We start from the raw sequence: 22,601 nt of genomic DNA, 5'->3' as shown, positions 1-22,601 counted from the left end.
TTCCAGGTGGCCAGGACCTTTTCGGGTGAGGGCACCTTCATCGTGACGGTCCAGTTGTTGGATCCGCTGACGGAGACGTTGAGGTTGTAGCGGTCGTTGTACTTGTCGCCGGCTGACAGCGTCGCCGTGCAGCCGCCGTTACCGCCACCACCGCCCCCGCCACCACTGCCGCCGCCGGAACCGCTTTCGCTGACGGTGATGTTGGAGTTGCCGCTGCTCTGGTAGCCCTCGGTGGCCATGATCATGTAGTTGAAGCTGCCGAGGTTCATGCCGTGCCTTGCCCAGGCATCGAAGTGGTTGCCCGTCGTGATGGTGCCGCCGGTCCGCTTCGACTGCCGGACACTCCAGTACTGCTGGAAGGTCTTGGTGCCCTCGATGGACGGCTGGTTGACGCGGGTCGTCTCGTAGATGTCGTACGTGCCCCCGTCACTGGTGACGGTGCCCTTGAACGTGCCCGTGGGCCGGTAGGTACCCCAGTTGTCGACGATGTAGTACTCGACGAGCGGGTTCTGGGACCATCCGTAAAGTGCCAGGTAGGCGTTGCCGGACGGGTTGAAGCTGCCGGAGTAGTTCACCGTCTTGCGTCCGCCGGTACTCCAGCCCTTGCCGCCCACGAAGTTGCCGACGTTGCTCCACTGGTAGCTGTAATTGCCGCCGGATCCCAGGTTCATGGACACCGAGCCGCCGCCGTCGCTCCAGTGCGAGTAGTAGTAGCCGTTGTTGGTGCCGGTCTGGTTGGTGGTGATGGTGGTGTCGGCGCTGGCGGTGGCCGGCAACGCCACCGCTGCGATGACGATCGCGAATGCACAGAGCCTGCTGAAGAGGGAGAGCAGGCGCTTTCGAGACCGGGGAGGGGGGCTCCCGACCGTCTGCGCGGATGAGTGGTGCATGCCTTTCCTTCCTGGGTGGGGACTTGCAGGAGGGAGATCACGGATGCTGCCCGGAAGGCCACGTCGGCGCCGATGGGCCCGTTCGTCGGGTGCAGGCCAGGGGCCTTGGCGAACGCCCTGGAATGTTCGGATCGATATCAGCACCGTTCATGAGGAACCTCGGTCGTCTGCAGGGGCCGAAAGTGCAGCAATCGGCCTACAAGCACCAAGGGTCCCCTCGTTGTTACGGAGAGGTTTCGAACGCTGGAGAGTATGGGCGTGGTTCAAGCGCACAGTCAATGACAAAGTTTCCGAAAGATTCCCGAAACATCAATTGACTGACCGTGGGATCGGCTTCGAATGTTTCGAACTATTGGTAAACGGCGACGAACGCCCAGGTGGACCACGGTTGGGTGTGGTGAGGGCGACGTCTGTCATGTGGGACGCGGTGGATCAGTGACCGAAAGTGTCGCGGATCCTTGAGTGCACGTGTCGGCGGTTCGTGGTAGGAGTGTGTCGGCCCGTGCGGCCCTGCAGGAGCCTCGGCGTTCTGTCGGCGGTCTATCGGCGTTCTGGGGCGGGCCCGCCTGGTGATCCAGCGTCGCTCGAGGACTGCCCATGTGATGCGGGTCTTTGGGGGCGTCGGCGCTGAGGGGATCGGGACTCAACAGAGGAGTGCACCAGTGATGGCAGCGACACCTGCCCTGCTTGAACGCCTCCAGGCGGCCGGTCTGAGCGATGTCGTCGCGGTCGAGCCAGTTGCCGGAGGTTTCGCCGCGACCTCGGTGCTGGTGCACTGTGGTGACGGGACGTCAGTTTTCGTCAAGACGTTCAGTGAGCCACCGTCGGGCGACGCCTTCGCTGCCGAGGCGGAAGGGCTCACCGTGCTGAGTGAGGCGGGCGGCGTGACCACGCCCGAAATCATCCTTGTGGACCGCGACGTACTCGTGCTGTCTATACTGCGGCCGCAGCCCAGGACCGAGGTCTTCTGGGAGCAGCTCGCGCATGTGCTTGCCCACCTGCACACCACCACTCGGCACCCCCGATTCGGGTGGCACCAGGACAACTGGCTGGGGCGCCGTCGGCAGTTCAATACCTGGGAGGACGACGGTTTCGAGTTCTTCGCCCAGAATCGGTTGTTGCGTTGGCTGGGCGAGCGTCGTGTTCAAGAGACGTTGGATGCCGCCGACAGGATGGCGTTGGAGCGCCTGTGCGAGCGGCTGCCTGAGCTGCTGCCGATCAGACCTGCCTGTTTGACGCACGGAGACCTGTGGGCGATGAACGTCATGGCGACGGCTGACGGCCGGCCTGCACTGATCGACCCGGCCGTGTCGTACACGTGGGCCGAGGTCGACCTCGCTCACCTGTGGACGACGGCGCCACCGCCTGAGGCGCACGTGTTCTTCACGCTGTACGCCGAGCTCACCGGCCTCGACCGCGGCTGGCGCGACCGCATGCCGATTCTCCAACTGCGTCAACATCTGGCTGTGATCGCTCAGTTCGAGCCCGACTGGGGGGCCGTCGATGCCGTGCGCGCCACTCTCGCCCCGTTCCGGCGACGGCTGTGAAGTGAGATCTGGCGTCTGCGCAGGTGAAGCCGGTTTCGGCGTGACGAATAGGCATTGTCTCCCCCGACGTGGTCGGGGTGGGTGCACGGTCGTCCACCAGCCTGTCGGGGCACGTTCATCTCCTCCGGGACGGAGACCATCTGCGGTGCATCCCCCTTCACCGGCAAGGTCGGCGCGGCCTGTCCTGGACAGATGCAGTGGTCAGTCACACCGTAGGTGCTGATGAGGCCGATGCCGTGCTGGTCGCTCGGTCGGAGGTCACCTGGATTTCGGAGCCGACCAGGGCTGGTGTCCCGGGCCGGTCGGATGCGTGCCCGTGACGCCCGTGACCAGCGAGTAGAGGCTGGTCTGCGCGGTGATGAAGAGACGGTTGCGCTTGGCTCCACCCCAGGAGATGTTGGCCACCGCCTCGGGTACGTTGAGCCGTCCGATCAGCGTGCCGTCGGGGTCGTAGCAGTGCACCCCGTCGTCCATCGCGGCTGCCCAGAGCCGTCCGCCGTCATCGAAGCGAAGGTTGTCGAAACGGGCGTTCTGGCGGGATGCGGCGTCGGCGAAGACCTTGCCGTCGGAGAGCGTGCCGTTGTCCCGTACTTCGAAGACCCGGATACAGTCGGCCCGCGTGTCGGAGACGAAGAGCTGTCGCTCATCGGCCGAGAAGACCAGGCCATTCGGCGCCCCGAAGCAGTCGGCGACCAGGCGCACTTCACCGCTGTCCGGGTCGATCCGGTAGACGTTGTTGGCGCCGATCTCACTGTCGGCGCGATAACCCTCGTAGTCGCTGGTGATGCCGAAGTCCGGGTCGGAGAACCAGACGGAGCCATCCGACTTCACCGCGGCGTCGTTCGGGCTGTTCAGCCGCTTGCCCTGCCAGCGGTCAGCCAGCACCGTGACAGTGCCGTCGTGCTCGGTTCGTGTCACTCGTCGGTTGCCCTGCTCGCAGGTGATCAGCCGGCCTTGGCGGTCAAGGGTGTTGCCGTTGGTGTGCCCTGCGGAACGGCGGAAGGCGCTGACGGCACCGGTCTCCTCGTCCCAGCGCAACATCCGGTCGTTGGGGATGTCGCTCCAGATCACCTGCCGCCAAGCAGGAAGGTAGATGGGTCCCTCGGCCCAGCGGCAGCCGGTGTACAGCACCTCCAAGCCGTCATCACCGTTCATGCACCGCCCGGTACGGAATCGGTCGTCGAGCATCTCGTACAGCGCAGGGCGCTCGCTGGTCATGGATCCCCTCCCCATAGACGTGCCGATCCCCTACCGAACAGGCTTCGGCATCAAGAGGAGATTGCAAGATGACGTATAGTTCTTGCAAGGTTATTCCGAATGGAGAGTTGTGGATCACATCGATCGTGCACTGCTGGCGCAGCTCCAGCAGGACGCCACCCAGTCCTACGCCGCGCTGGGCCAGGCTGTGGGCCTGTCCGCGGGCGCGGCTCATGAGCGCGTGCGGAAGTTGCGGGAGCGCGGCGTCATTCGGCGCACCGCCGCCGAGGTGGACCCGGCAGCGGTGGGCGGCGGTGTACTGGCCTACGTGATGGTCGACTCGACCGCCTGGATGGGCGATTCGGCGGAGGACTTCGCCGCACTTCCCGAAATTCTGGAGGCGCACATCATCGCTGGCAGCGCCTCGGTGCTGGTGAAAGTCAGGACCACGACCACAGAGCAACTACAGGACGTGCTGCGCCGGATCTACGCGATCGACGGAGTCAGCGGGACGCAGGCAACGGTTGTACTGGAGACCTTTTTCGAGCGGCCGGTCTCTCCGCAGGCCGCCCACCAGGTGTGAGCTGACGCATGTACTGAAGCGCTCAGTCGCAACAGCTGTGACTGGGCGCCTCTTCTGTCGGCAGATGGCAGATTGCTCGCTCAGTTCCGTTCCTGGTCCTCGCCGAACCATCCCGGCTTCGGCTGCCGAGCCTGACCCTCCCCGCATTGATCACGGCCCTCGATCCAGACCTGCCCGGCCGGCTGGTGGCCACCGTCAAGGGCGCCCACTCCCTCACCGCCCTCGCCCTGCTGCGCGCCGTGCTGTGCGTCTCAACCGCGCGTAGGCGTGCGGCGGGCCCCCTGACCGCGGCTGGCCGAAGGTCTGCTCACGTCTCGGACCCGGTCCGCGCAGGTGAACGTCACCTCGGCGATCTTCGCCACGGACGTGCCCTGCCTCTGCGGCCGTTCTCGCCGACAGGGGTGTCGGGCCTCTTCTTCTTCCAGCACTGGAGCTTTCGACGGGGCCGCAGGTGGGGCACGTGGTGTCGCAGGCCGGCCGGAGGTCGGTCGGGCGGTCGGCCTCGGCGACGTCGTTGCGTAGGAGGCACCACACCACCCGGTTCCGGGACTGAGGCAGCGGGGGAACACCGTCGACCTTGAGACGGGCGGCATTCCCAGACAGCACGCGCGTGAAGGACGTGAAAGTCCGCCCGGGGAAGATCCCCGGACCTCTGACGTGACCGCTTGCCACGCGCGCCCCTGAACAGGTGATCTCCACGACCGTGCGGCTGAAGGCTGCAGGTGACCCAGTCCGCGGCTCACCCGGCTGCCAGTGCTCCGGGTGGTTCATGACAGACCTCGGCTGGCCGGATCGTCGGACAAGGAGGCCGTGGCATGCGGTCGCGTCTCGCAGTCCGGGCTGACCCTGACCAGGGTGAAAGCGTGAAGGCGTAAAGGCCGAGATCGCCTACGCCCGATCGCAAGTCAGGCCAGTGCGGTTCACGTGTCCCGAGGTCACCCCTGGTCCATGAGGGCGCACCCGTACCTCCTGCAGTGCGTCTTCTGCATCCGTCCGACCTGCGAATACATGAAGTCTGAACACGATGTATGGTTACTGGGGAAATGACGTCGGGCCGTCGGGCGCAGACCCGTTCCCCGTCACCGTGCTGACGGCCCCCTCCAGGCAGGACACAGCTATGACGCCGATAACCACCCCGTTCGGGATGCGCACGACCGCCGCCGAGGTGCTCGACGGAGTCGACCTGCGCGGGCGACGGATGATCGTCACAGGTGGGTCCTCCGGGCTCGGCCTCGAGACGGTCCGCGCGCTCGCCGGCGCCGGCGCCGAGGTGACGATCGCCACCCGGAACCCCGACGCGGCCAGGTCTCTCGTCGAGGAGTTCCCCGGCACCCAGGCCGCCGCGCTCGAGCTCGGGGACCTGGATTCCGTCCGAGCCTTCTGCGACTCCTGGGAAGGGCCGCTCGACGGCCTCGTCGCCAACGCCGGCGTGATGATGCTTCCGACCCGGCAGGTCAGCGCCCAGGGCTGGGAGTTGCAGCTCGCCACGAACTACCTCGGTCACTTCGCCCTGGCCGTCGGCCTGCACTCCGCCCTGAGGAGCGCCGAGAACGCCCGCGTCGTCGTGGTCAGCTCCGGCGCACAGCTGCGAGCCGGGTTCGACTTCGACGACCCGCAGTTCGAAGAGCGTCCCTACGACCCGTTCGTCGCCTACGCGCAGTCGAAGACCGCCGACGTGCTGCTCGCCGTAGGGATCAGCCGGCGGTGGGCCGGGGACGGCATCACCGCCAACGCCTGCGCTCCCGGCTGGATCCACACCAACCTCGCCCGTCACCTCGACAAGGCCACCCTGCGAGCGCTCGGCGCCCTGGACGAGGACGGCAACCTCGTCACCCCGGACTACTACAAGACCCCGGCGCAGGGCGCCGCCACGAGCACCCTGCTGGCGGCATCACCCATCCTCGACGGCGTGACCGGCCGGTACTTCGAGGACAACCAGGAATCCGAGGTCGTCGACGGCGGGCCCGACGTGATGGCCGGGGTGGCGAAGTGGTCGGTGGACGCCGAGGCCGCCGACCGGCTGTGGGACTACGCTCTGCCCGTGGTGCGCTGATTCCGCACTCCGCCGCACCCCGCGGAGCGCACACGCGCGAGGACGTACGAGAAGGATCTTGATGAGACCGGTCACACGACGCCAGACCGACCACCACGCCGCACGCTCGGCCGCGACGGTGGCCCAGGTCATGTCCACCCTCCAGCGGCTCCTGGAGTCCGGCGAAGCCTTCTCCGAGATCAGCGTCCAGCGGATCCTGGAAGAGGCGGGCGTCTCCCGGGCCACGTTCTACGCGCACTTCCAGAGCAAGTCCGACGTACTGGTCAGGCTCACGAACGACCTGCGGGAGTCGCTGCTCACGCACGTCCGGCAGTGGAACCCCGCCGCGGGGCCGGACGCGCTCGCGCGCTTCTTCGAAGACGTGATCAAGACGCACCGCCTCCATCAAAGCCTCATCAGAGCGGTGCGTGAGGCCGCTGCCTACGACCCCACGGTGCACGACTTCTACACGGCCGACCTCGAGGGTTTCGACGCGAACGCCCTGCGGTCCCTGCTTGCCGACCAGGCGGCCGGACTCGCCCCGTCCGACCTCGACGCGGCCTCCGCCAGCCGCATCATCGTCTGGGGAGGCGCACAGGCGATCGCCCACCACATCAGCGTCGACGACGGCAGCGGTGACCGCGCCTTCGCTCGCGAACTCGCCCGGATCTGGTGGCACGGCGCCTACCGGCGCCCCGCATCCGACGGCGCCGTTCAAGCGGACGGCTAGGACTTGTCCGGCCGATCACTGCACCTGCGTAGGCATGGACGTGTGATGCGGCGGGTGTCATGATCACGCTGCTGTCGGGCGTGGGCCCGGTACGCAGGGAGGGACCGTGAAGTTCTACCTCGCCGTGCCCCTTGTCCTGCTGGCGCTGTTCATCGCCGTCTCCGGCGTTGCGGCGGTTGCCAGTGGCTGGGTGCTCCCCATGAACCGGCGCCATGTTCGCGCCCCGCGGATCTATGGCTGGGGTCAGCTGATGGTGGCTTTTGCGCTGTGCTGGCAGCTGGATTTCGGGTTGATGATCAGCGATTCCGGTGCTCGGCCGTCGGGAACTCTGATCGGCGCCGCGATCCTCCTTGCCGGCCTCATCATCATGATGGTGGGTCAGCTCGCCGGTGGTGGTCGGAAGGGCGGCGGCACACCGTGAACCCTGTCCGAGGTCACGTTCGGAGCCAGATGACAGGGGCAGCAGCTGCGGCGGTGCCAAGAGGATAGGGAAGATGTAGCCGCGCTTGTCATAGTGAGCTGCGACGGCTCGGGACTGCTTCAGCCTGCTGATCGCTGGTTTGACGGTGTTTCGCTTCTTGTACCGCTCTTCGTCGAAGCCTGGTGGCCGTCCGCCTGCGCAAGCCTTTTCGCAGGCGGGCGGGTGGCCGGGCTATCGGTCTTCTCCGGGATCCTGTGCCGCGGGATGCCCAGGCGCCGCAGGTGTTCGCGGCACGGGCCGTTGCTGTAGCCCTTGTCGGCCGCGGCGCTGTCAGTCTGCGTGCGGGGCCGGCCGGGACCGACCCGCAGGGCGAAACACCGTGGCAAAGCCTGCTCGCCCGCCTGGCGCTGAGGTTGCCCAGGGCGCTGTCGCGCACGCTCTGCAGGTCCACGGTGCGGTGGTCGTTGTGCACGTGGCCGACGCGGGAGAACGCCGGCAGATCGTTGATGAAGTGGGCTCAGATAGCACTGGCCCTTCTTCGGCTCGGTGTCACGGAGCCGCGGGGCCGCTGGTCACGCTGGTCCACCGCCCGGATTCGACCGAGAGTACCGTCAGGCGCCGGTTGCGGGTGTCGCCGTAGCCGTCGAAGGCGACCCGGCCCGTGACTCCGTCGAAGGCGAGCCGGGACACGGCCTCGGACATCCTCGCCCGCGCGTCCCCGGGCAGAGTGCCGTCGTTGGCCTTCACCAGGACCTTGACGGCCTCGATGATGCTCCAGGCCGCGTCGTAGGCGTACGGCCCGTACCAGCCGGCCGGCTCGGCATAGCCCGCCTTGCGGTACCGGGCGAGGAAGTCCGCCCCCTTCGCCTGCTGTTCGGCGGGCACGCCGATGTGCACGGCGAGGTCCCCGTCGACCTCCGGTCCGGAGGTGAGGTACTGCTGGTCGTAGATGCCGTCGCCGCCCATCAGGGGGACGTCGACCCCGGCTTGTCCGAGCTGCCGGGAGAGCGCCCCGGCGGTGTCGTAGTAGCCGCCGAAGAAGACCGCGTCGGCGCCCGAGGCCCGGACCTTGGCCACGAGGCCGGAGAACCCCCTCTGGTCGGTGTCGACATGCTCCCGGCCCACCACGCTCCCGCCGAGCTTCTCGAACTCGGCCGTGAACCCGGAGACGAGTGCCGTGCTGTAGGCGGTCCGGTCGTCGACGACGTACAGCTTGCCCTTGCCCGCCTCGTTCCGCAGGTAGCGCGCGGCGAAGGGTCCCTGGTCCGCGTCGCTCGTCAGGGTGCGGAAGTAGGTGTCGTGCGGACGGACCTTGGTACCGGAGGCCCAGTCGGGGCCCAGCGTCAGGGTGGGGCTGGTGTTGGCCGGCGAGACGTTGACCAGCTCCGCCTCGGCCAGGCGCGGCACCATCGACTCCGCCACGCTGGAACTCACGGGGCCGACCACGCCGAACACCTTCGCGTCGGAAACGAAGCCCGCGGCGTTCGTGGCGCCCTTGGCGGGGTCGCCCGCGTCGTCCACCGCCTTGATCTCGAAGCGCACACCGGGGACGACCTTCTTCTCGTTCGCCGTCCGGACGGCGAGGTCTGCGGAGTTGCGCACACCGAGGCCCAGCTCCGCCAGCGCCCCGGTGAGCGGGGCGTCCACGCCGATCGCGACGGTGACGGCGGAACCCTCGGCACTGTTCCCGGCCGCACCGCCGCCGTGCGGCTTCTCGTTGTCGCCGGACAAGGTCCAGGTCAGTGCGGAACCGGCCGCGAGCGTGGCCAGTGCCGCGCCCAGGATCACGGAGCGCCGGGTGAGGACAGGTGCCCGTCCGGCCTTGCGGTCGCCCGCCTCCGCCTCGGCGGTGGCCTTCAGCGACACCAGGTCCTCCGTGGGCGGAGGAGGCACGGGTCCCGGCACGGGCGGAGGACTGGTCGGACGGTCCGGGACCGGCGGATGACTGGTCGAGCGGTCCGGGCTCGGACGCCGGGGATCGACCGGCGTGGACCCGGAGTCCGGGACCGTGGGAACCCGCGGGGCCGCAGGGGCGGAGGGCGGGGAGGGTTCGGCGGGGAGTGTCGGATCCTTCCTGGAGTTCTGTCCCGCTTCGGGTGCGCGACCACGCTCGTCCGCCTCCTCGGCGGCAGGGAGGGAGCGGAGCACCGACGCCAGCATTCGGCCGGCCTCGGCCGCACCTACCCGCTGCGCGGGATCCTTGACGAGCAGCGCGTCCAGCACCGGAGCGAGCGGTCCGGCGTGCACCGGTGGTCGGTGCGGGCGGGTGAACACGGCCACCGCCAGGGCGTGCAATCCGTCCGCGTCGAACGGAGGCTGCCCCTCGACGGCGTGGTACAGCGTGGCGCCCAGCGCCCACAGGTCGTTGGCGGGGGTCGGCCGCTTCCCTTCGAGCTGCTCCGGGGGCATGTACTGCGGTGTGCCGATGACGATTCCGCTGCGGCTGAGCTTCGTCGTGGCGTCCGCGAGGTGCGCGATGCCGAAGTCGGTGAGGACGACCCGGTCCTTGGCCAGGAGTACGTTGTCCGGCTTGATGTCACGGTGGACGATCCGCGACCTGTGTGCCTCGGTCAGGGCGTCGAGGACGATCGCGCCGATCTCGGCCACCCGCCGCACGGGCAGCCGGCCCTGTGCGCGGATGGCGGCGGCCAGCGACGCACCGCGGACGAACTCCATGACGATGACGGGGGCACCGCGGTGCTCCACCACGTCGTGGATCGTGATGATCCCCGGGTGGCTGAGAACGACCGCGGCACGGGCCTCACCGGTGAAGCGTCCGACGAGCGTGGCCCGCTCGTCGTCGTCCATGGCCGGGGGGAAGAGGATCTCCTTGACGGCGACCTCGCGTCCGAAGAGCTGCCGGTCCTGGGCACGCCAGACGCGGCCCATGCCGCCCTGGCCGATGCGTTCGACCAGTTCGTACCGGCCTGCGATGAGTTCGGGGTTCTGCTCGGTCACGCGAACACTTTAGATCTCGTCGGGCCGTCCGGGTGCGGGTGAGGATGGCTCGTTCATGACGTCGTGGCTCTCATGCCGTCGAACCGTCGGGCGTAGGTGGTCAGGGTGGCAGGATCCATGAGCCGACTGGTCTCCCCGGGGGTGAAGGCGGCACGTCGCGTGACGTCTCGTGCCGAACACTCAGGTTAGGGACCGGGGTTCGCTGTGTACGGGTTTCGTCGGATCTGCCGCCATGAACAACTGTCGTGTGCTAGGTGTGGGTTGAGCCCTTCTAGCCGCACCGGGGTCGGCTGTACCGTCCTTCGGCACCGACGGGTCAGCAAAGAAGCCGTCCTTCGGTGCACCCCTGGCGCCGTATTCCTCACCGAATGCTTGGTGAAGGGGAGCCGGCCAGGTCCCCGCACCGCCTTCAGCGAGATGTGCGGCCGTCCTCCTGTCCATGGTGCTGGGCGCGCGCAACAACTACCCGTGCTCACCGCCGTGGTCCAGGGCGGCCGATACCCCTCTACTCGACGGAACGTCAACTATCTGACCACGCAGTGGAATTGTGCGATCTGGTGTGCATGGTCGCCACACGCAGGGGCATCCGTCGCAGGTGCCCCATTCCTGTTCGCCTGTCTCCTCAGGCACCCCGATCGACGAGGACGATGATCTGATGAGAAGACCCGGCCTTCGCGCGGCCGTCGGTGTACTGATCCTGCTGTTGCTGCCGCTGTTCGGTACGAGCACTGCCGCCGCGGCCAAGACGATGACCGAGGCGACCTCCACGGCACTTCCGATCTCCTATCACGCGGACATGGCCGTGGACGCCGTGCACCGCAGGCTCTACATCGCCGACATCGTCACGAGTTCCGTGCTCGTCACGGACTTCGACGGCAGGCTCCTGCGAACCCTCGAGAACAAGCCGGGCGCGGCGGACCTGGTGCTGTCCCGCGACTCACGCACGCTGTACGTGGCGCTCAGCGGCGGCGACGCGATCGCCGCCGTCGACACCGGCACCTACCGGGAGAAGGCCCGCTACGCCACCGGCGAGGGAACCGCGCCGCTGCGGCTGGCTCTCGCGGGCGACACCCTGTGGTTCAGCTACGGATCGGACTGGGACAGCAACATAGGCTCGCTCGACCTCAGCGGCACCCGTCCCACCGTCCGCCTCGGTCTGGTGCCCTGGGGCACCTGGGCCGGGCCACCGATGCTGCTGTCCTCACCGGCGGCGCCGGGTGTGGTCATCGCCGGCGAGCAGTACCTGTCCTCGTCGAACGTGACGGTCTATGACGTCAGCACGGGCAAGCCCGTCGTCCGCACGACCCAGGACAACCCCGGTGGTGTGGGCACCATCAATGACCTCGTTCTGTCTCCCGACGCCGCTACCCTCTTCATCGTCGGTGGCTACCCGTACCACCACCTGGCGTTCCGGCTGAGTGACCTGTCCGTCGTGCACACGTATCCCACCACCTCCTATCCGAATGCGGCCGCGGTGTCCGTGAAGGGTGAGGTCGCGGCGGGCATCGACAACTCGTACGGGCAGGACGTCTACCTCTTCCAATCCGGTGCCGACACCCCGTCCCGGATCATCGACCTGGAACCGGGCACCGGCCGGTCCCTGCGGCCGCACGGGTTGATCTGGTCGCCGGACGGCAGCCGGCTGTTCGCGCTGACCGGCGAGTACGGCGCGGATCTGACCCTGCATGTGATCCCCGCGTAGCATCCCGTGCCCTCCTGGTGCGGCGACGCGGGAGGAGGGACCGCCGCCGCCCATGTGGTGGCGGTCCTGGCAGGAGGACGACGGTGGTGCCGGCTGCAGCGGACCCGGCTGCGCCGTGCGACAAAGAGCGTCCACGCCTCCTACGAGGACCGCGCGGATGCGGCTGAATGCAGCTGTCCATCGCCAACACCCGCCCCCAGAACGTCGCCCCCAGGAATGCCCCCCACACCCGCCCTGCCGGCCCTCGCGCCGTGGGCCGGGTGCGCTGTCCCGCGCAGCCTGGCCTGCTCCCCAGCCAACCTGTGTTACCGCGCGAAGCACTCACCTCACCCGCCCCCACCGGGCCGCCATCACCGCGGCCCCCGTCTGCCCACCCCCTGCACGGCCGTGATCCGCGCCTTCTGCCTCACCGACCTTCATGTCCTCGCCCCAGACACCTCCATCTGTTCACACCGTTGACAGCCCGTCACATTTCCCCTAACTTCGCGCCATCTTTTCCGAACGCATGACGAAATATCGAACATCTGAGAGGCGAGGGCCCTGTGTCTTTCGGAACTTGCGCCACGTGCGTCGAGGTGCACACGGGTATCGGCTCATGAAAGTCAGAGACTCTCGGATGATGAGGCCCAGCGACGCAGTGGTCGCCGGTGCGCAGGGCCTCGTCTTGCCTTGGGGACGAGTCGCGTAAGGGACCGAGTCGACCTGAACCAGAGTGGTCAACGAGCTCCGCCGCTAATGCGTTCATCGCGGTCCAAATACTTCAGGCCCCGAAGGGTGCATCTGCGCGGCCTCAACCCCCGTGACCTGGTCCGGGACACCGTTCGGCGGGCTCGTACAGCCTGCTCCACTCCTCCCCGCTGCTCCACATGCGTCTGCTGTGCCCTCATCTCCTCAACGACGAGAAGAACAAGGAACGATCACCATGCTCAATCGAAGAGCCGTCCTCGCCGGAGCCGCGTCTCTCGCCTTCCTGTCCGCCTGCAGCCAGAACGGCGAGGACGGCTCCGGGGGCGCTTCCGAAGGCGCCACCGTCGGTATCGCCATGCCCACCCGGTCCTCCGACCGGTGGCTCACCGACGGCAAGAGCGTTGTCCAGAGCCTGAAGGCCAGGGGTTACAAGACCAAGCTGGTCTACGGCGACGATGACCCGAAGGCTCAGGTCTCACAGATCAAGGGACTGATCGAGCAGGGCGTCGACGCTCTGATCATCGCGGCTATCGACAACCGGTCGCTTGACGGCGTGCTGCAGCGGGCCGCCGACGCGGATATCGCGGTGATCTCCTATGACCGGCTCATCCTCGGCACCCGGAACGTCGACTACTACGTCTCCTTCGACGACGAGATGGTCGGCCGGATGCAGGCCCACTACATCATCGAGAAGCTCGGCCTGGAAGATGGCAAGGGCCCGTTCAACATCGAGCTGTTCGCCGGCTCCCCCGACGACAACAACACCAAGTACTTCTTCGACGGTTCGATGGCGCTCCTGCAACCGTTCCTGGAAGACGGAAAGTTGGTCGTCCCGTCCGGTCAGACCCAACTCGACCGGATCACCACCCGGCGCTGGGACGGGCCCACCGCGCAACGGCGAATGAGCGGCATCCTCACCAAGTCGTACGGCAACAGGAAGGTCGACGCGGTCCTGTCGCCGTACGACGGCATATCCAGGGGCATCCTGTCCGCACTGAAGTCGGCCGGTTACGGCTCCGGCGGCAGACCGCTTCCGATCGTCACCGGTCAGGACGCCGAACTGGATTCGGTGAAGTCCATCATCGCGGGCCAGCAGTCACAGACCGTCTACAAGGACGTCCGCCAACTCGCCCAGGCCGCGGCGACCATGGTCGATGACATCCTCAACGAGCGGGAGCCGGAGGTGGACAACAGCATGGACTACGACAACGGTGTCAAGGCGGTCCCGGCCGTCCTGCTGCAGCCCACGAGCGTCGACAAGACCAACTACGACGTCCTGGTCAAGTCCGAGTACTTCACAGACGACCAGCTCAAGTAGCGGCACTGCCCCTGCGCGACTTCTCGGCGTCGCCCCGCAGTCCCACGGCATACCCCAGGCCCGCCTCGCCCGGCGGGCGCTGGCCGCCGTACTCGTCGGTGATCTTCTGCCCGCGCCCTGGATGGGGAGACGACCGCCCAGGGCGAAGACGACGAGGACGAACAGCGCACCTACACCCGGCTGCTGACCGCCATCGGCGACTACCGGCGCCGCTACCACCCTGCCGCCACCTCCGTGCCACCACCGTGCCGGCCTCGACGCCCTCGACCCACGCCCGGTGAGCCTCGCCAGCGAAGCACGGGACCACCTCACCGACGCCATCGACCGGTGCACCCACGCCCGCGTTCAACGCAGCCTGGAACAGATTGGTCCCGCTCAGGCCCGCAGTCGCTCTCAGTCGGCCGCGGGTGCCCAACCGCTCACCGCGAAGCGACTGCCGTCCCGCCGCACCTCGACCGCACCCGCGCCCGCGAAGTGCGCTGGGACAACCAACTCTCGCCGGTCCGCGGCCTGTTCGAGCACCGCCCGGCGGGTCGCGGCGGCCGCGCGCGGCTCCTCGCAGAAACAGCTGTTGAATCGCGGGTCGAGGATCTGCACGGGACTGTGCAGCATGTCCCCGACGAACACGGCACGGTCCCCGCCGGAGGACAGCCTGACGATCGAGGAGCCAGGGGTGTGCCCTGGCGCAGGCTCCAGGGTGAGGTGCGCGTCGACGCGGTGACCGCCCTCCCACAGCACGGAACGGTCGAGCACCGGCGTGATGCTGTCCTCATACACCAAGTGGCTGCCCTCGCGTCGCCGTTGCTCGTACTCGTCCCGCGGTGCGGGCCGGCGGTGGGCATTGCGGGGGTCGAAGTACTCCTTATCGGCCTTCGGGATCAGATAGGTGGCGTTCGGGAACGTCGGGACCCAGGAGTCGCCGTCCCGCCGGGTGTTCCAGCCGACGTGGTCGTAGTGGACATGCGTGTTGATCACGACGTCCACGTCCGCGGGCCGGACGCCGGCCCGCGCCAGACGGTCCAGGAAGTCCGTGCGCAGATGGTCGAAGAGCGGCACCTGCGGCCGGGTCCGGTCGTTGCCCGCCCCCGTGTCCACCAGGACGACCCTGCCCTCGCTGCGCAGTACCCAGGTCTGGACGGCTCCGTGGTACGCATCGGTCTCCGGGTGCCAGTGGTCCGGAGCCAGCCAGGACTCGTTGTCCCGCCAGATCTCCGGCGGACTGTCCGGGATCACGAACCGGGCGGGAGCGATCTCGCCCTGCCACTCGACCACCTTCGTGATCTCGACGTCGCCCAGCCGGAAACGCTGCATAGTGTGCATATGTCGACCCTAGGGCGGTACGGTGAGCAGATCCATGCTCGGACAACTCACCCTCCTGCGCGATCGTCTCAATGACGGCACATCCAGTGCGTACGCTGCCCCGGGTACGGTGAAGGCGTGGACGTACTCAGCGACGTGATCACCACGATGCGCACCGGCCGCCCGGCCTCCCGTCGGCTGCGGGTGGACGCGCCCTGGTGCTACCGGTTCGACCCCTACGAAGGCGCCGGCTTCCACATCCTGCTGCGCGGCACCGGCTGGCTGCTCACCGAGGGTGCCGAACCCGTGCCGCTGGCCACCGGGGACGTGGTCCTGGTCCCGCACGGCAGCGCCCACGTCCTCTCCCACATGCCCCGGGCCGAGGGCGCGGTCCCGCTCGACGATGCCGAGGCCGACGCGCAGGGCCGCGTCGAGTTCCTGTGCGGCAAGTACCGCCTCGACCACGCGCGCGGGCATCCTCTGCTCGCCTCGCTGCCCGACGTCGTCCACCTTCCCGCCGGACCCGGCCGGCACCCGGAGCTGCGCGCGGCCGTCGACCTCCTCGCGGCCGAGGTGACCGGCGACCGGTCCGGCCGGGACGCCGTCGTCTCCGGGCTGCTCGACCTCCTGCTCGTCTACATGGCGCGTGCCTGGTTCGAGGAACACCCCGACGGTGGCTGGCCGCGCGCCCTGGGCGACCGCGAGGTCGCGGCCGTACTGGAGGCGCTGCACACCGAGCCTGCGGCGCCCTGGCGGCTGGAGGACCTCGCCGCCCGCGTCGGTCTGTCCCGCGCGACCCTGGCCCGGCGGTTCACCGCTCTCACTGGACAGCCGCCCATGACCTACCTGACCTGGTGGCGGATGACCAGCGCGGCACATCTCCTGCGGACCGGAGACGAGCCGCTCACCGCCGTCGCACGGCAGGTCGGCTACGGCTCGCCCTTCGCCTTCTCACACGCATTCAAACGGCACTTCGGCCGTACACCCACCCACTTCCGTGCGGACGCCTCCCCGCCGGAACCACACTGACGGCGACGCACACCCTTCCCCGAGCCTGACCACGTTCGAGGGGTAAGGCCGTGCAGGAGGCAGGATGGCGGTCGTGGACCTCCGGATCATGACCGAACCCCGATTCGGCTTCGACTACAAGACGCAGCGCACCCTTGCGAAAGTCTCGGAGGATATGGGTTTCAGCGTTCTTCCGCTCGGACCGCTTCGCCGCGTGTGACGCCCAGGGGGGCCCCGCATCGCCGCGAGCACGCGCAGCAGCGCGAACGCGTTCGCCACGACGCTTGGGGCGCCGGTCTGTTGACCGGACCGAACCGGCTCAGGCAGGGCCTCTTCGGGTGGCATTGCCATGGCGTACCTCTTGGTGGTGGGGGGCGGTTCGGCCCGCGGCCGGGAAGTCGACGACGGTGCCACGGACGCGCGGTGGTCATGAGGACCGGGCTTCGACTCCACACGGCTTCGACGATGCGGCCGCAAGGCGAGACGTGCGCCGCTCGGCCTTGTGCAGGGGCGCGAGCACCGTCAGGCCGGCCGTCAGGGCGGCGAGGAAGAGGACGCCGAAGGCGATCGCCCCGGTCATCAGACCCGACATCAGGCCGTGGGCGGTCACGACGGCTCCCAGGGCGGGCGCGCCGACCCCCTGGGCGATGTAGCCGACGAGGTAGCCCGCGGAGACCATGCCGGCCCGGTGGTGCGGCGCGGCGTACCGGTTGAACACCGTCAGGCCGCCGGCGAAGTCGAAGGCGTAGGCGGCACCCGCGACCGCGGAGGCGACGAAGAACAGCCCGAGCGAGTGTGTGGTGCCGGTGAGGACGTACAGCCACACCGCTGTGATCGAACCCGCGGCGCCGAGGGTGACGAGAAGCCACACGTGAAGGCGCCGGGCGCTCAGTGCGAAGAGCGTGATGCAGGCCGCGAAGACCGCCAGCAAGGCCCCGGTGACGAGGGAGTTGGTCGATCCGGCCAGCTGCTGTGCGATCTTCGCGCCGAGCGGCAGCACGATCGCTCCGAGCAGGAAGGACGAGGCGAACGCCAGCGCTCCGGCGAGAAAGACCAGCCTGCTGCCTCGCGGTATGGAGAGGGGGCGCACCCGCCAGGGGCCGGTCGCCTCGTCGCGGGTGTGGCGCGGCAGGCGCGTCACCATGGCGGCGACGAGCGCGATGACGCCGGCCAGGACGAAGAAGTGCAGGTGCACGGGGTGCGGTGCGTACTGCGTGAGGGCGCCGCCCACCACCATGGCGAGACCGATCCCCAGTGCCGAGACGGCCGTGCTGGCGGCGCCGGCGCGCTTCTCCTGCCCGGGAGCGCTGAACTCGACCATGGCGACGCTGGCGGGGCTGATGGAGAGCCCCACGCCCAGTCCCATCAGGGCGCGGCCGACCAGCAGCCACGAGACATCGTCGGCCAGGGCGAAGAGCAGGACGCCCGCCAGCTCGGCGGACAGGCCCCACAGGATCGAGGCCCGCCTGCCGATGTGGTCGGACAGGTCTCCGAGGAGGACCAGCACGGGGATCAGGGTGATCGGGTAGGCGGCGAAGATCCAGGTGATGGTCGTCGTCGAGACCCCCCACTGGCTCTGGTAGAGCGGATACGTCATGGTCGGGCACGCGCTCGTCCACAGGGCGAGTGCCACCACCGCGCCCGCGGTCCAGAAGCTGACGCGGGTTCCTAGGGCTGACACGAAGTCTCCAGTCGATCTGCGGGCGACGGCGCCGCCCATCTGAGTTGCCCTGTGCAAGTTAGACCCCTGAATATATTTGCGCAACTCAGGTGTAGGCTGGCCTCATGACCAAGGCACTCGGCAAGGACTCGACCTGCTCGATCGCGCGGAGCCTCGAAGTCCTCGGCGACAGCTGGACGCTCCTGATCATCCGCGAGGCGGTCGTGGCCCACACGACCCGTTTCCAGGACTTTCGTGACGCGCTCGGGATCGCGCCCAACATCCTGACGAAGCGACTCGCCCTCCTGGTGGACGAGGGGCTGCTGGAGCGCCGGACCTACCGTCAACCCGGTGAACGCGCCCGTGACGAGTACGTGCTCACGGAGGCGGGTCGCAGCCTCTCCCTGATCATCGCCGCCTTGGCCGACTGGGGGCGCACGCACCGCCCCCGGCCCGACGGCACATCTCCCCGCTTCTCGCTGGACGAGTCGGGCACGGTGGCCGAGCTGGCGTTCGTCACCTCCGACGGGGCAGTGGTGCCGCCGCACGCCCTCACGGCGCATCGCACCGAGGACGCCCGGCTGGGCGCTCCTGCCTGAGGGAGGCCGGCCCCGCGCCCTTCTTGAGGACGCCCGGCTGGGCACTCCTGCCTGAGGGCGGCCCGGCTCGGCAGCCCTCCTGAGGACACCCGGCTGGGCAGTCCTGCCTGAGGGCGGCCGACTCGGCAGCCCTCCTGAGGGCGCCCGGCTCGGCAGCCCCGCCTGAGGACGCCCGGTCGCGCACTCCTGCCTCAGACCGGCGCCGCAGCAAATCGGACGCCGAGCACCGCAGGACCATCCAGGCAACCGGCCGGGTAGGCAGGCTCCTTCGGTCTCGTCCACCGTCCTGGCCGAACCCCGCAAACAGGCTCACATCCGCGTCCGCCGCACGCGAATGTCTGCACGGTGCACACAGGGCACCGTCTAGAGTCGGCACCGGTGATCTGCGACGACGGCGAAAAGGGAGCGGACGGTGGCCGAAGGGGCACACACCGAGGCGGGGGAAGACCAGGTGCTGTCCGCACCGCGGTTCGTCGGTCGTGACCGGGAGCTGGCCGCCCTGGAGGGGGCGCTCGGAACCGCCCCCGCGCTGGTCCTTCTCGAGGGCGAAGCCGGCATCGGCAAGACCCGGCTGCTGAGGGAGTTCCTGACGACGCGGACCGGGCAGGAGCGCGGTCGCCCTGTCCTGGTCGGGGCCTGCCCCGAACTGCGCGTGCCGTACACCCTCGGGGCCGTGGTGGACGCTGTGCGCGAGGGTGTCGACAACGTTGCCAGCCTGCCGCTCAGCGGCCTCGCCGGAGCCCTGCGGCCCCTCTTTCCCGAGTGGGCCGACGATCTCCCGCCCGCCCCCGAGCCGCTCAAGGACGCCACTTCGGCACGCCACCGCCTGTTCCGGGCGATCGTGGAGCTTCTCGCCCGCCTCGACATCGGAGTGCTGGTGATCGAGGACGTGCACTGGGCGGACGAGGCGACGCTGGAGTTCCTCCTCTTCCTGGTCTCGCGCCGCCCGCAGTCGGTCAGTGTGGTACTGACCTACCGCCGCGACGAAGTGCCGCCCGGTTCCCTGCTGTTGCGGCTGACGTCCCGGCCACCGGCCGAGGCGCACCTGGTACGCCTCGCCCTGGAACCGCTCGACGTCGAGGACACCGCTTCGCTCGTCTCCTCGATGCTGACCGGGCACAGCGTCTCGCACGAGTTCGCGGCCTTCCTGCACGAGCGCACCGAAGGCGTACCGCTGGCCGTCGAGGAGTCGGTGCGGCTCATGCACGACCGCGCCGACCTCGTCCGCAAGGACGGCGGCTGGACGCGACGCAGGCTGGAACGTATCGAGGTGCCGCCCACGATCCGCGACGCCGTCCTCGATCGCGTCGGCCGCGTGGAACCCGACACCCGCACCGTGCTGTACGCGGTGTCCGTGCTGGCAGGCCCGGCCGACCAGGCCACGCTCCGCGCGGTCACCGCTCTGCCCGACGACACCTTCGCCGCCCACGCGGCCGAGGCACTCTGCGGGGGACTGCTGCGCGAACTCCGGCTCGGACAGTGGGCCTTCCGCCATTCGCTGGCCTGTCACGCCGTGTACGAGGCCATCCCGCCCGAGGAGCGGCGGGTCATGCACCTGCGCGCGGGCCGGGCGCTGGAGCAGTGGCCTTTGCCCCCGGTCGCCCAGCTGGCCCGGCACTTCCGGCTGGCGGGTGACGTCGAGGCGGCGTGCCGGTACACCGAACAGGCCGCCGACCTGTGCGTCCAGTCCGGTGACGTGGCCACCGCGGCCCTGCTCATGCACAGCCTGGTGACCACCATGGCCGTCCCGCCCGAAGTACTCGTCCGGCTGGTGACGGAGATACAGTTCCAGGCACTGTCCGGTTCCGACCCGTACTCGGAGACCATCGCCTCGCTGCGCAGGGCACTGGACGCCGCGATGCCGACCCCGGGGCAACGGGCCCTGCTGCGCTTCCAGATCGGCCGGCTGCTCATGGCGGCCGGTGACATGGAGGCGGGCCGCGCGGAGATTCTCGCGGCGGTCCCGGGCCTGCGCCCCGGCCTTCCCGAGGCGGCACGGGCCCGCCTCCTGCTCGCCCTCCCGCTGGGCGTGGCCCGTCCCGTCCGGGAACACCTGCGCTGGCTGCGGGAGGCGCCGTCGGCGGACACGGCGACGACCCCTCTCGACCGCCTCCAGCTGTCCGTGGAGCGCGCTTTCGCGCTGGTCATGCTCGGCGAGGAGCGTGGTTGGGAGGAGGCCCGGCACATGCCGGACACCGTCGGCGATCCGCGTGAGGCCTCCATCGTGGCGATCGGCCATGCCAACTTCGCCGAGGCCGCGGTGCGCTGGGGGCGCTACGAGGAGGCCCGCACCCGTCTGGCCACGGCCCGGTCGCTCGCCGAACGCCATGAACTGCTGGACTACCTCGAGACGATCGCCACCTCCGGCGCTCACCTCGACTGGTTCACCGGAAACTGGTCCGGACTCGCCGAGCGCACCGCGCACCTGGCCGCCGGGGAGGGGGTGCGGCTGAAGGACCGGTGCGAGGCGGCCCTCGTGGCGGGCCTGATCCTGGCGGCGACCGGGGAGCGTGAAGCGGCGCTGGAACGACTGGACTTCGCCGGGCGCGACGACCAGCAGCTCATCGAGGCCACCGCGGCCTCGGCACGGCTGTGGCTGCGCGACGGTGACGTCGACCAGGCCCTTCGTCTCACCGACGGCCTGGCCGAAGCCGTCGTCGACGGGGGAATCTGGACCAGGGCCTGCGACTTCACGGCGGTCCGGGTCGCGGCACTCGCCGCCGCCGGCCGGCACGACGACGCCGTCCGACTGACCGACGCCTTCGCCCGGGCGCTCGGAGACAACGACGCACCTGCCGCGCTCGCCTGCCTGACACAGTGCCGAGCGGTTCTCGCCGAAGCCGACGGCCATCTTCCCGAAGCCGCCCTGCTGTACGAGCGCGCGGCCGACCGCTGGCACACCCTTCCCCGCCCCTACGACACCCTTCTCGCCCGTGAGCGCGGTGCCCACTGCCGCCTGGCGGGCGGCGACGAGGGCGAGCGGGAACCGGCGCTGTCGACGCTGGCCGATGTGCGCCGGGCCCTCGGCGAGCTGGGAGCCCGGCACGACGCGGAGCGGGTGGCGCGGTTCCTGACCGAACAGGGCGTGAGCGTCCGGGAGACACGCGGCCCCGGACGTCCCGGCTACGGCAACCGGCTGTCCCCGCGCGAGCTGGAGGTCGCCCGTCTGCTGCTGGAGGGCCGGACCAACCGTCAGATCGCCGATGCCCTCGTGGTGTCGACGCAGACCGTGGCCAGCCAGCTCAGATCGGCCATGCGCAAACTGAAGGTGCCGACCCGGACCGGACTCGCCCTGCGGATCGTGGAGTTGGGACTCATCGCCGACTCCGGGACGGGCATGCAGGGGGCCAGGACCCGGGCCGGGACAGGGCTGCCGGGGGCCAGGGCAGGGCTGCCGGGCGACGAGTGAATTCCCGGCCGTCCGCCGTGAACGAATAAATACCGCGACGTTCACGGCGAGTTGATTCACTCATGTGACCAATCGAGGGGGAGCGGGGCCCGAACGCACACTGGTGCGCATGTCGCCCGCCACTCCGTCCTCCGGCGCACCGGGGGCGGCTCGGATCACTCCGGCCGACCAGGTGAACGAACCGCCCTCCGCCGACGCCGCCCAGCCGGCCCCCGCGGAGGACGCGGCTGACACCTCCTGCGCCGACTACGAACCGCTGTAGCGCGCCGACCCGTCAACGACGTGCCGAGGACGCCACGTCGCCCTCCAGAATCGCGCGGACGGATCATTCGGCCACAACCAAGTGGAAACCTCCGGCCACAACCGAGCGGAAACACCCGGCCGCACGGGACCGGAAACACCCGGCCGCACCCGAGTGGAAACCTCCGGCCACACCCGAGCGGAAACAGCCAGCCACACCTGGTACGCGCGGCACACACCTGTTTCCCGCATCGCCGGAGCCCGTCGCCCGATGCCGCGTCCCCCTGAACCCACCCCCCGCACGCGCACCCGCACCCCGAA

17 protein-coding genes and 1 pseudogene are annotated in these 22,601 nt (G+C 69.1%); 12 read left to right on the top strand and 6 right to left on the bottom strand.

Going from position 1 to position 22,601, the window contains the following annotated elements:
• A partial coding sequence (locus ADL34_RS25705) for a glycoside hydrolase family 11 protein (RefSeq protein WP_062739818.1) occupies positions 1–890 on the bottom strand: 890 nt, incomplete at its 3' end.
• A 665-nt stretch (positions 891–1,555) separates the two neighbouring features.
• Here ADL34_RS25705 and ADL34_RS25700 point away from each other — a divergent pair.
• Positions 1,556–2,437: a fructosamine kinase family protein gene (locus ADL34_RS25700; RefSeq protein ID WP_062674480.1), complete on the top strand. Its 882-nt coding sequence runs from the start codon at positions 1,556–1,558 to the stop codon at positions 2,435–2,437.
• Between the two features lie 5 nt (positions 2,438–2,442).
• Here the strand turns inward: ADL34_RS25700 and ADL34_RS37270 are convergent.
• Positions 2,443–2,721, bottom strand: a pseudogene (locus ADL34_RS37270) (IS5/IS1182 family transposase); the annotation flags it as partial.
• On the bottom strand, positions 2,696–3,655 hold the full coding sequence (locus ADL34_RS25695) for an SMP-30/gluconolactonase/LRE family protein (protein ID WP_062674476.1): 960 nt from the start codon (positions 3,653–3,655) through the stop codon (positions 2,696–2,698). The pseudogene ADL34_RS37270 and the gene ADL34_RS25695, both read right to left, overlap by 26 nt.
• Before the next feature lie 109 nt (positions 3,656–3,764).
• On the opposite strand from ADL34_RS25695, the gene ADL34_RS25690 reads away from it, so the two are divergent.
• From ADL34_RS25690 to ADL34_RS25675, 4 genes are all read left to right on the top strand, one after another.
• Positions 3,765–4,217, top strand: a complete 453-nt coding sequence (locus ADL34_RS25690; RefSeq protein WP_062674474.1) for an Lrp/AsnC family transcriptional regulator — start codon at positions 3,765–3,767, stop codon at positions 4,215–4,217.
• Between the two features lie 1,117 nt (positions 4,218–5,334).
• Complete coding sequence (locus tag ADL34_RS25685; protein ID WP_062674472.1) at positions 5,335–6,270, top strand: SDR family NAD(P)-dependent oxidoreductase; 936 nt, start codon at positions 5,335–5,337, stop codon at positions 6,268–6,270.
• A 61-nt stretch (positions 6,271–6,331) separates the two neighbouring features.
• Positions 6,332–6,979 carry a TetR/AcrR family transcriptional regulator gene (locus ADL34_RS25680; protein WP_062674470.1) on the top strand — a complete coding sequence of 216 codons (648 nt, stop codon included), beginning with the start codon at positions 6,332–6,334 and terminating at the stop codon, positions 6,977–6,979.
• A gap of 106 nt (positions 6,980–7,085) precedes the next feature.
• Complete coding sequence (locus ADL34_RS25675; protein ID WP_062674468.1) at positions 7,086–7,400, top strand: hypothetical protein; 315 nt, start codon at positions 7,086–7,088, stop codon at positions 7,398–7,400.
• Positions 7,401–7,949: 549 nt separating this feature from the next.
• On the opposite strand, the gene ADL34_RS37150 is transcribed toward ADL34_RS25675, so the two are convergent.
• Positions 7,950–10,358, bottom strand: a complete 2,409-nt coding sequence (locus ADL34_RS37150; RefSeq protein ID WP_079034494.1) for a bifunctional serine/threonine-protein kinase/ABC transporter substrate-binding protein — start codon at positions 10,356–10,358, stop codon at positions 7,950–7,952.
• Between the two features lie 655 nt (positions 10,359–11,013).
• On the opposite strand from ADL34_RS37150, the gene ADL34_RS25665 reads away from it, so the two are divergent.
• On the top strand, positions 11,014–12,060 hold the full coding sequence (locus tag ADL34_RS25665; RefSeq protein ID WP_062674466.1) for a YncE family protein: 1,047 nt from the start codon (positions 11,014–11,016) through the stop codon (positions 12,058–12,060).
• Positions 12,061–12,982: 922 nt separating this feature from the next.
• Positions 12,983–14,065: a multiple monosaccharide ABC transporter substrate-binding protein gene (gene chvE, locus ADL34_RS25660; protein WP_062671808.1), complete on the top strand. Its 1,083-nt coding sequence runs from the start codon at positions 12,983–12,985 to the stop codon at positions 14,063–14,065.
• 393 nt (positions 14,066–14,458) lie between these two features.
• Here chvE and ADL34_RS25655 read toward each other — a convergent pair whose 3' ends face one another.
• Complete coding sequence (locus ADL34_RS25655; RefSeq protein WP_062671809.1) at positions 14,459–15,376, bottom strand: MBL fold metallo-hydrolase; 918 nt, start codon at positions 15,374–15,376, stop codon at positions 14,459–14,461.
• A 126-nt stretch (positions 15,377–15,502) separates the two neighbouring features.
• Here ADL34_RS25655 and ADL34_RS25650 point away from each other — a divergent pair, with 126 nt between their 5' ends.
• Both ADL34_RS25650 and ADL34_RS37070 read left to right on the top strand, forming a co-directional pair.
• On the top strand, positions 15,503–16,393 hold the full coding sequence (locus ADL34_RS25650; RefSeq protein WP_062671810.1) for an AraC family transcriptional regulator: 891 nt from the start codon (positions 15,503–15,505) through the stop codon (positions 16,391–16,393).
• A 64-nt stretch (positions 16,394–16,457) separates the two neighbouring features.
• A complete protein-coding gene (locus tag ADL34_RS37070; protein WP_267891520.1) occupies positions 16,458–16,592 on the top strand; it encodes a hypothetical protein in 135 nt (44 codons plus the stop codon).
• 207 nt (positions 16,593–16,799) lie between these two features.
• Here the strand turns inward: ADL34_RS37070 and ADL34_RS25645 are convergent, their stop codons facing one another.
• Positions 16,800–18,053, bottom strand: coding sequence for an MFS transporter (locus tag ADL34_RS25645; RefSeq protein WP_159038981.1), 1,254 nt, complete (start codon positions 18,051–18,053; stop codon positions 16,800–16,802).
• A gap of 104 nt (positions 18,054–18,157) precedes the next feature.
• Between ADL34_RS25645 and ADL34_RS25640 the strand changes: the two genes are divergently transcribed.
• The 3 genes from ADL34_RS25640 (at position 18,158) to ADL34_RS36220 (ending at position 22,302) form a co-directional block, all read left to right on the top strand.
• Positions 18,158–18,631, top strand: coding sequence for a winged helix-turn-helix transcriptional regulator (locus ADL34_RS25640; protein ID WP_062671812.1), 474 nt, complete (start codon positions 18,158–18,160; stop codon positions 18,629–18,631).
• A 412-nt stretch (positions 18,632–19,043) separates the two neighbouring features.
• Complete coding sequence (locus ADL34_RS25635) at positions 19,044–22,040, top strand: ATP-binding protein (RefSeq protein WP_062671814.1); 2,997 nt, start codon at positions 19,044–19,046, stop codon at positions 22,038–22,040.
• A gap of 109 nt (positions 22,041–22,149) precedes the next feature.
• Positions 22,150–22,302 carry a hypothetical protein gene (locus tag ADL34_RS36220; RefSeq protein WP_159038980.1) on the top strand — a complete coding sequence of 51 codons (153 nt, stop codon included), beginning with the start codon at positions 22,150–22,152 and terminating at the stop codon, positions 22,300–22,302.
• Positions 22,303–22,601 lie beyond the last annotated feature (299 nt).

The organism is Streptomyces sp. NRRL WC-3605 (genome assembly GCF_001509795.1).
Taxonomy (GTDB): domain Bacteria; phylum Actinomycetota; class Actinomycetes; order Streptomycetales; family Streptomycetaceae; genus Streptomyces; species Streptomyces viridochromogenes.
The sequence above is the reverse complement of the archived record's forward strand: the minus strand, read 5'-3'. Positions and strand labels throughout refer to the sequence as shown.

Bases quoted from the DNA above. Each gene is read 5' to 3' on its own strand.
- ADL34_RS25700 (WP_062674480.1), top strand. From the start codon at position 1,556: ATGGCAGCGACACCTGCCCTGCTTGAACGCCTCCAGGCGGCCGGTCTG.
- ADL34_RS25695 (WP_062674476.1), bottom strand. From the start codon at position 3,655: ATGACCAGCGAGCGCCCTGCGCTGTACGAGATGCTCGACGACCGATTC.
- ADL34_RS25685 (WP_062674472.1), top strand. From the start codon at position 5,335: ATGACGCCGATAACCACCCCGTTCGGGATGCGCACGACCGCCGCCGAG.
- ADL34_RS25680 (WP_062674470.1), top strand. From the start codon at position 6,332: ATGAGACCGGTCACACGACGCCAGACCGACCACCACGCCGCACGCTCG.
- ADL34_RS25665 (WP_062674466.1), top strand. From the start codon at position 11,014: ATGAGAAGACCCGGCCTTCGCGCGGCCGTCGGTGTACTGATCCTGCTG.
- chvE (WP_062671808.1), top strand. From the start codon at position 12,983: ATGCTCAATCGAAGAGCCGTCCTCGCCGGAGCCGCGTCTCTCGCCTTC.
- ADL34_RS25655 (WP_062671809.1), bottom strand. From the start codon at position 15,376: ATGCAGCGTTTCCGGCTGGGCGACGTCGAGATCACGAAGGTGGTCGAG.
- ADL34_RS37070 (WP_267891520.1), top strand. From the start codon at position 16,458: ATGGCGGTCGTGGACCTCCGGATCATGACCGAACCCCGATTCGGCTTC.
- ADL34_RS25640 (WP_062671812.1), top strand. From the start codon at position 18,158: ATGACCAAGGCACTCGGCAAGGACTCGACCTGCTCGATCGCGCGGAGC.
- ADL34_RS36220 (WP_159038980.1), top strand. From the start codon at position 22,150: ATGTCGCCCGCCACTCCGTCCTCCGGCGCACCGGGGGCGGCTCGGATC.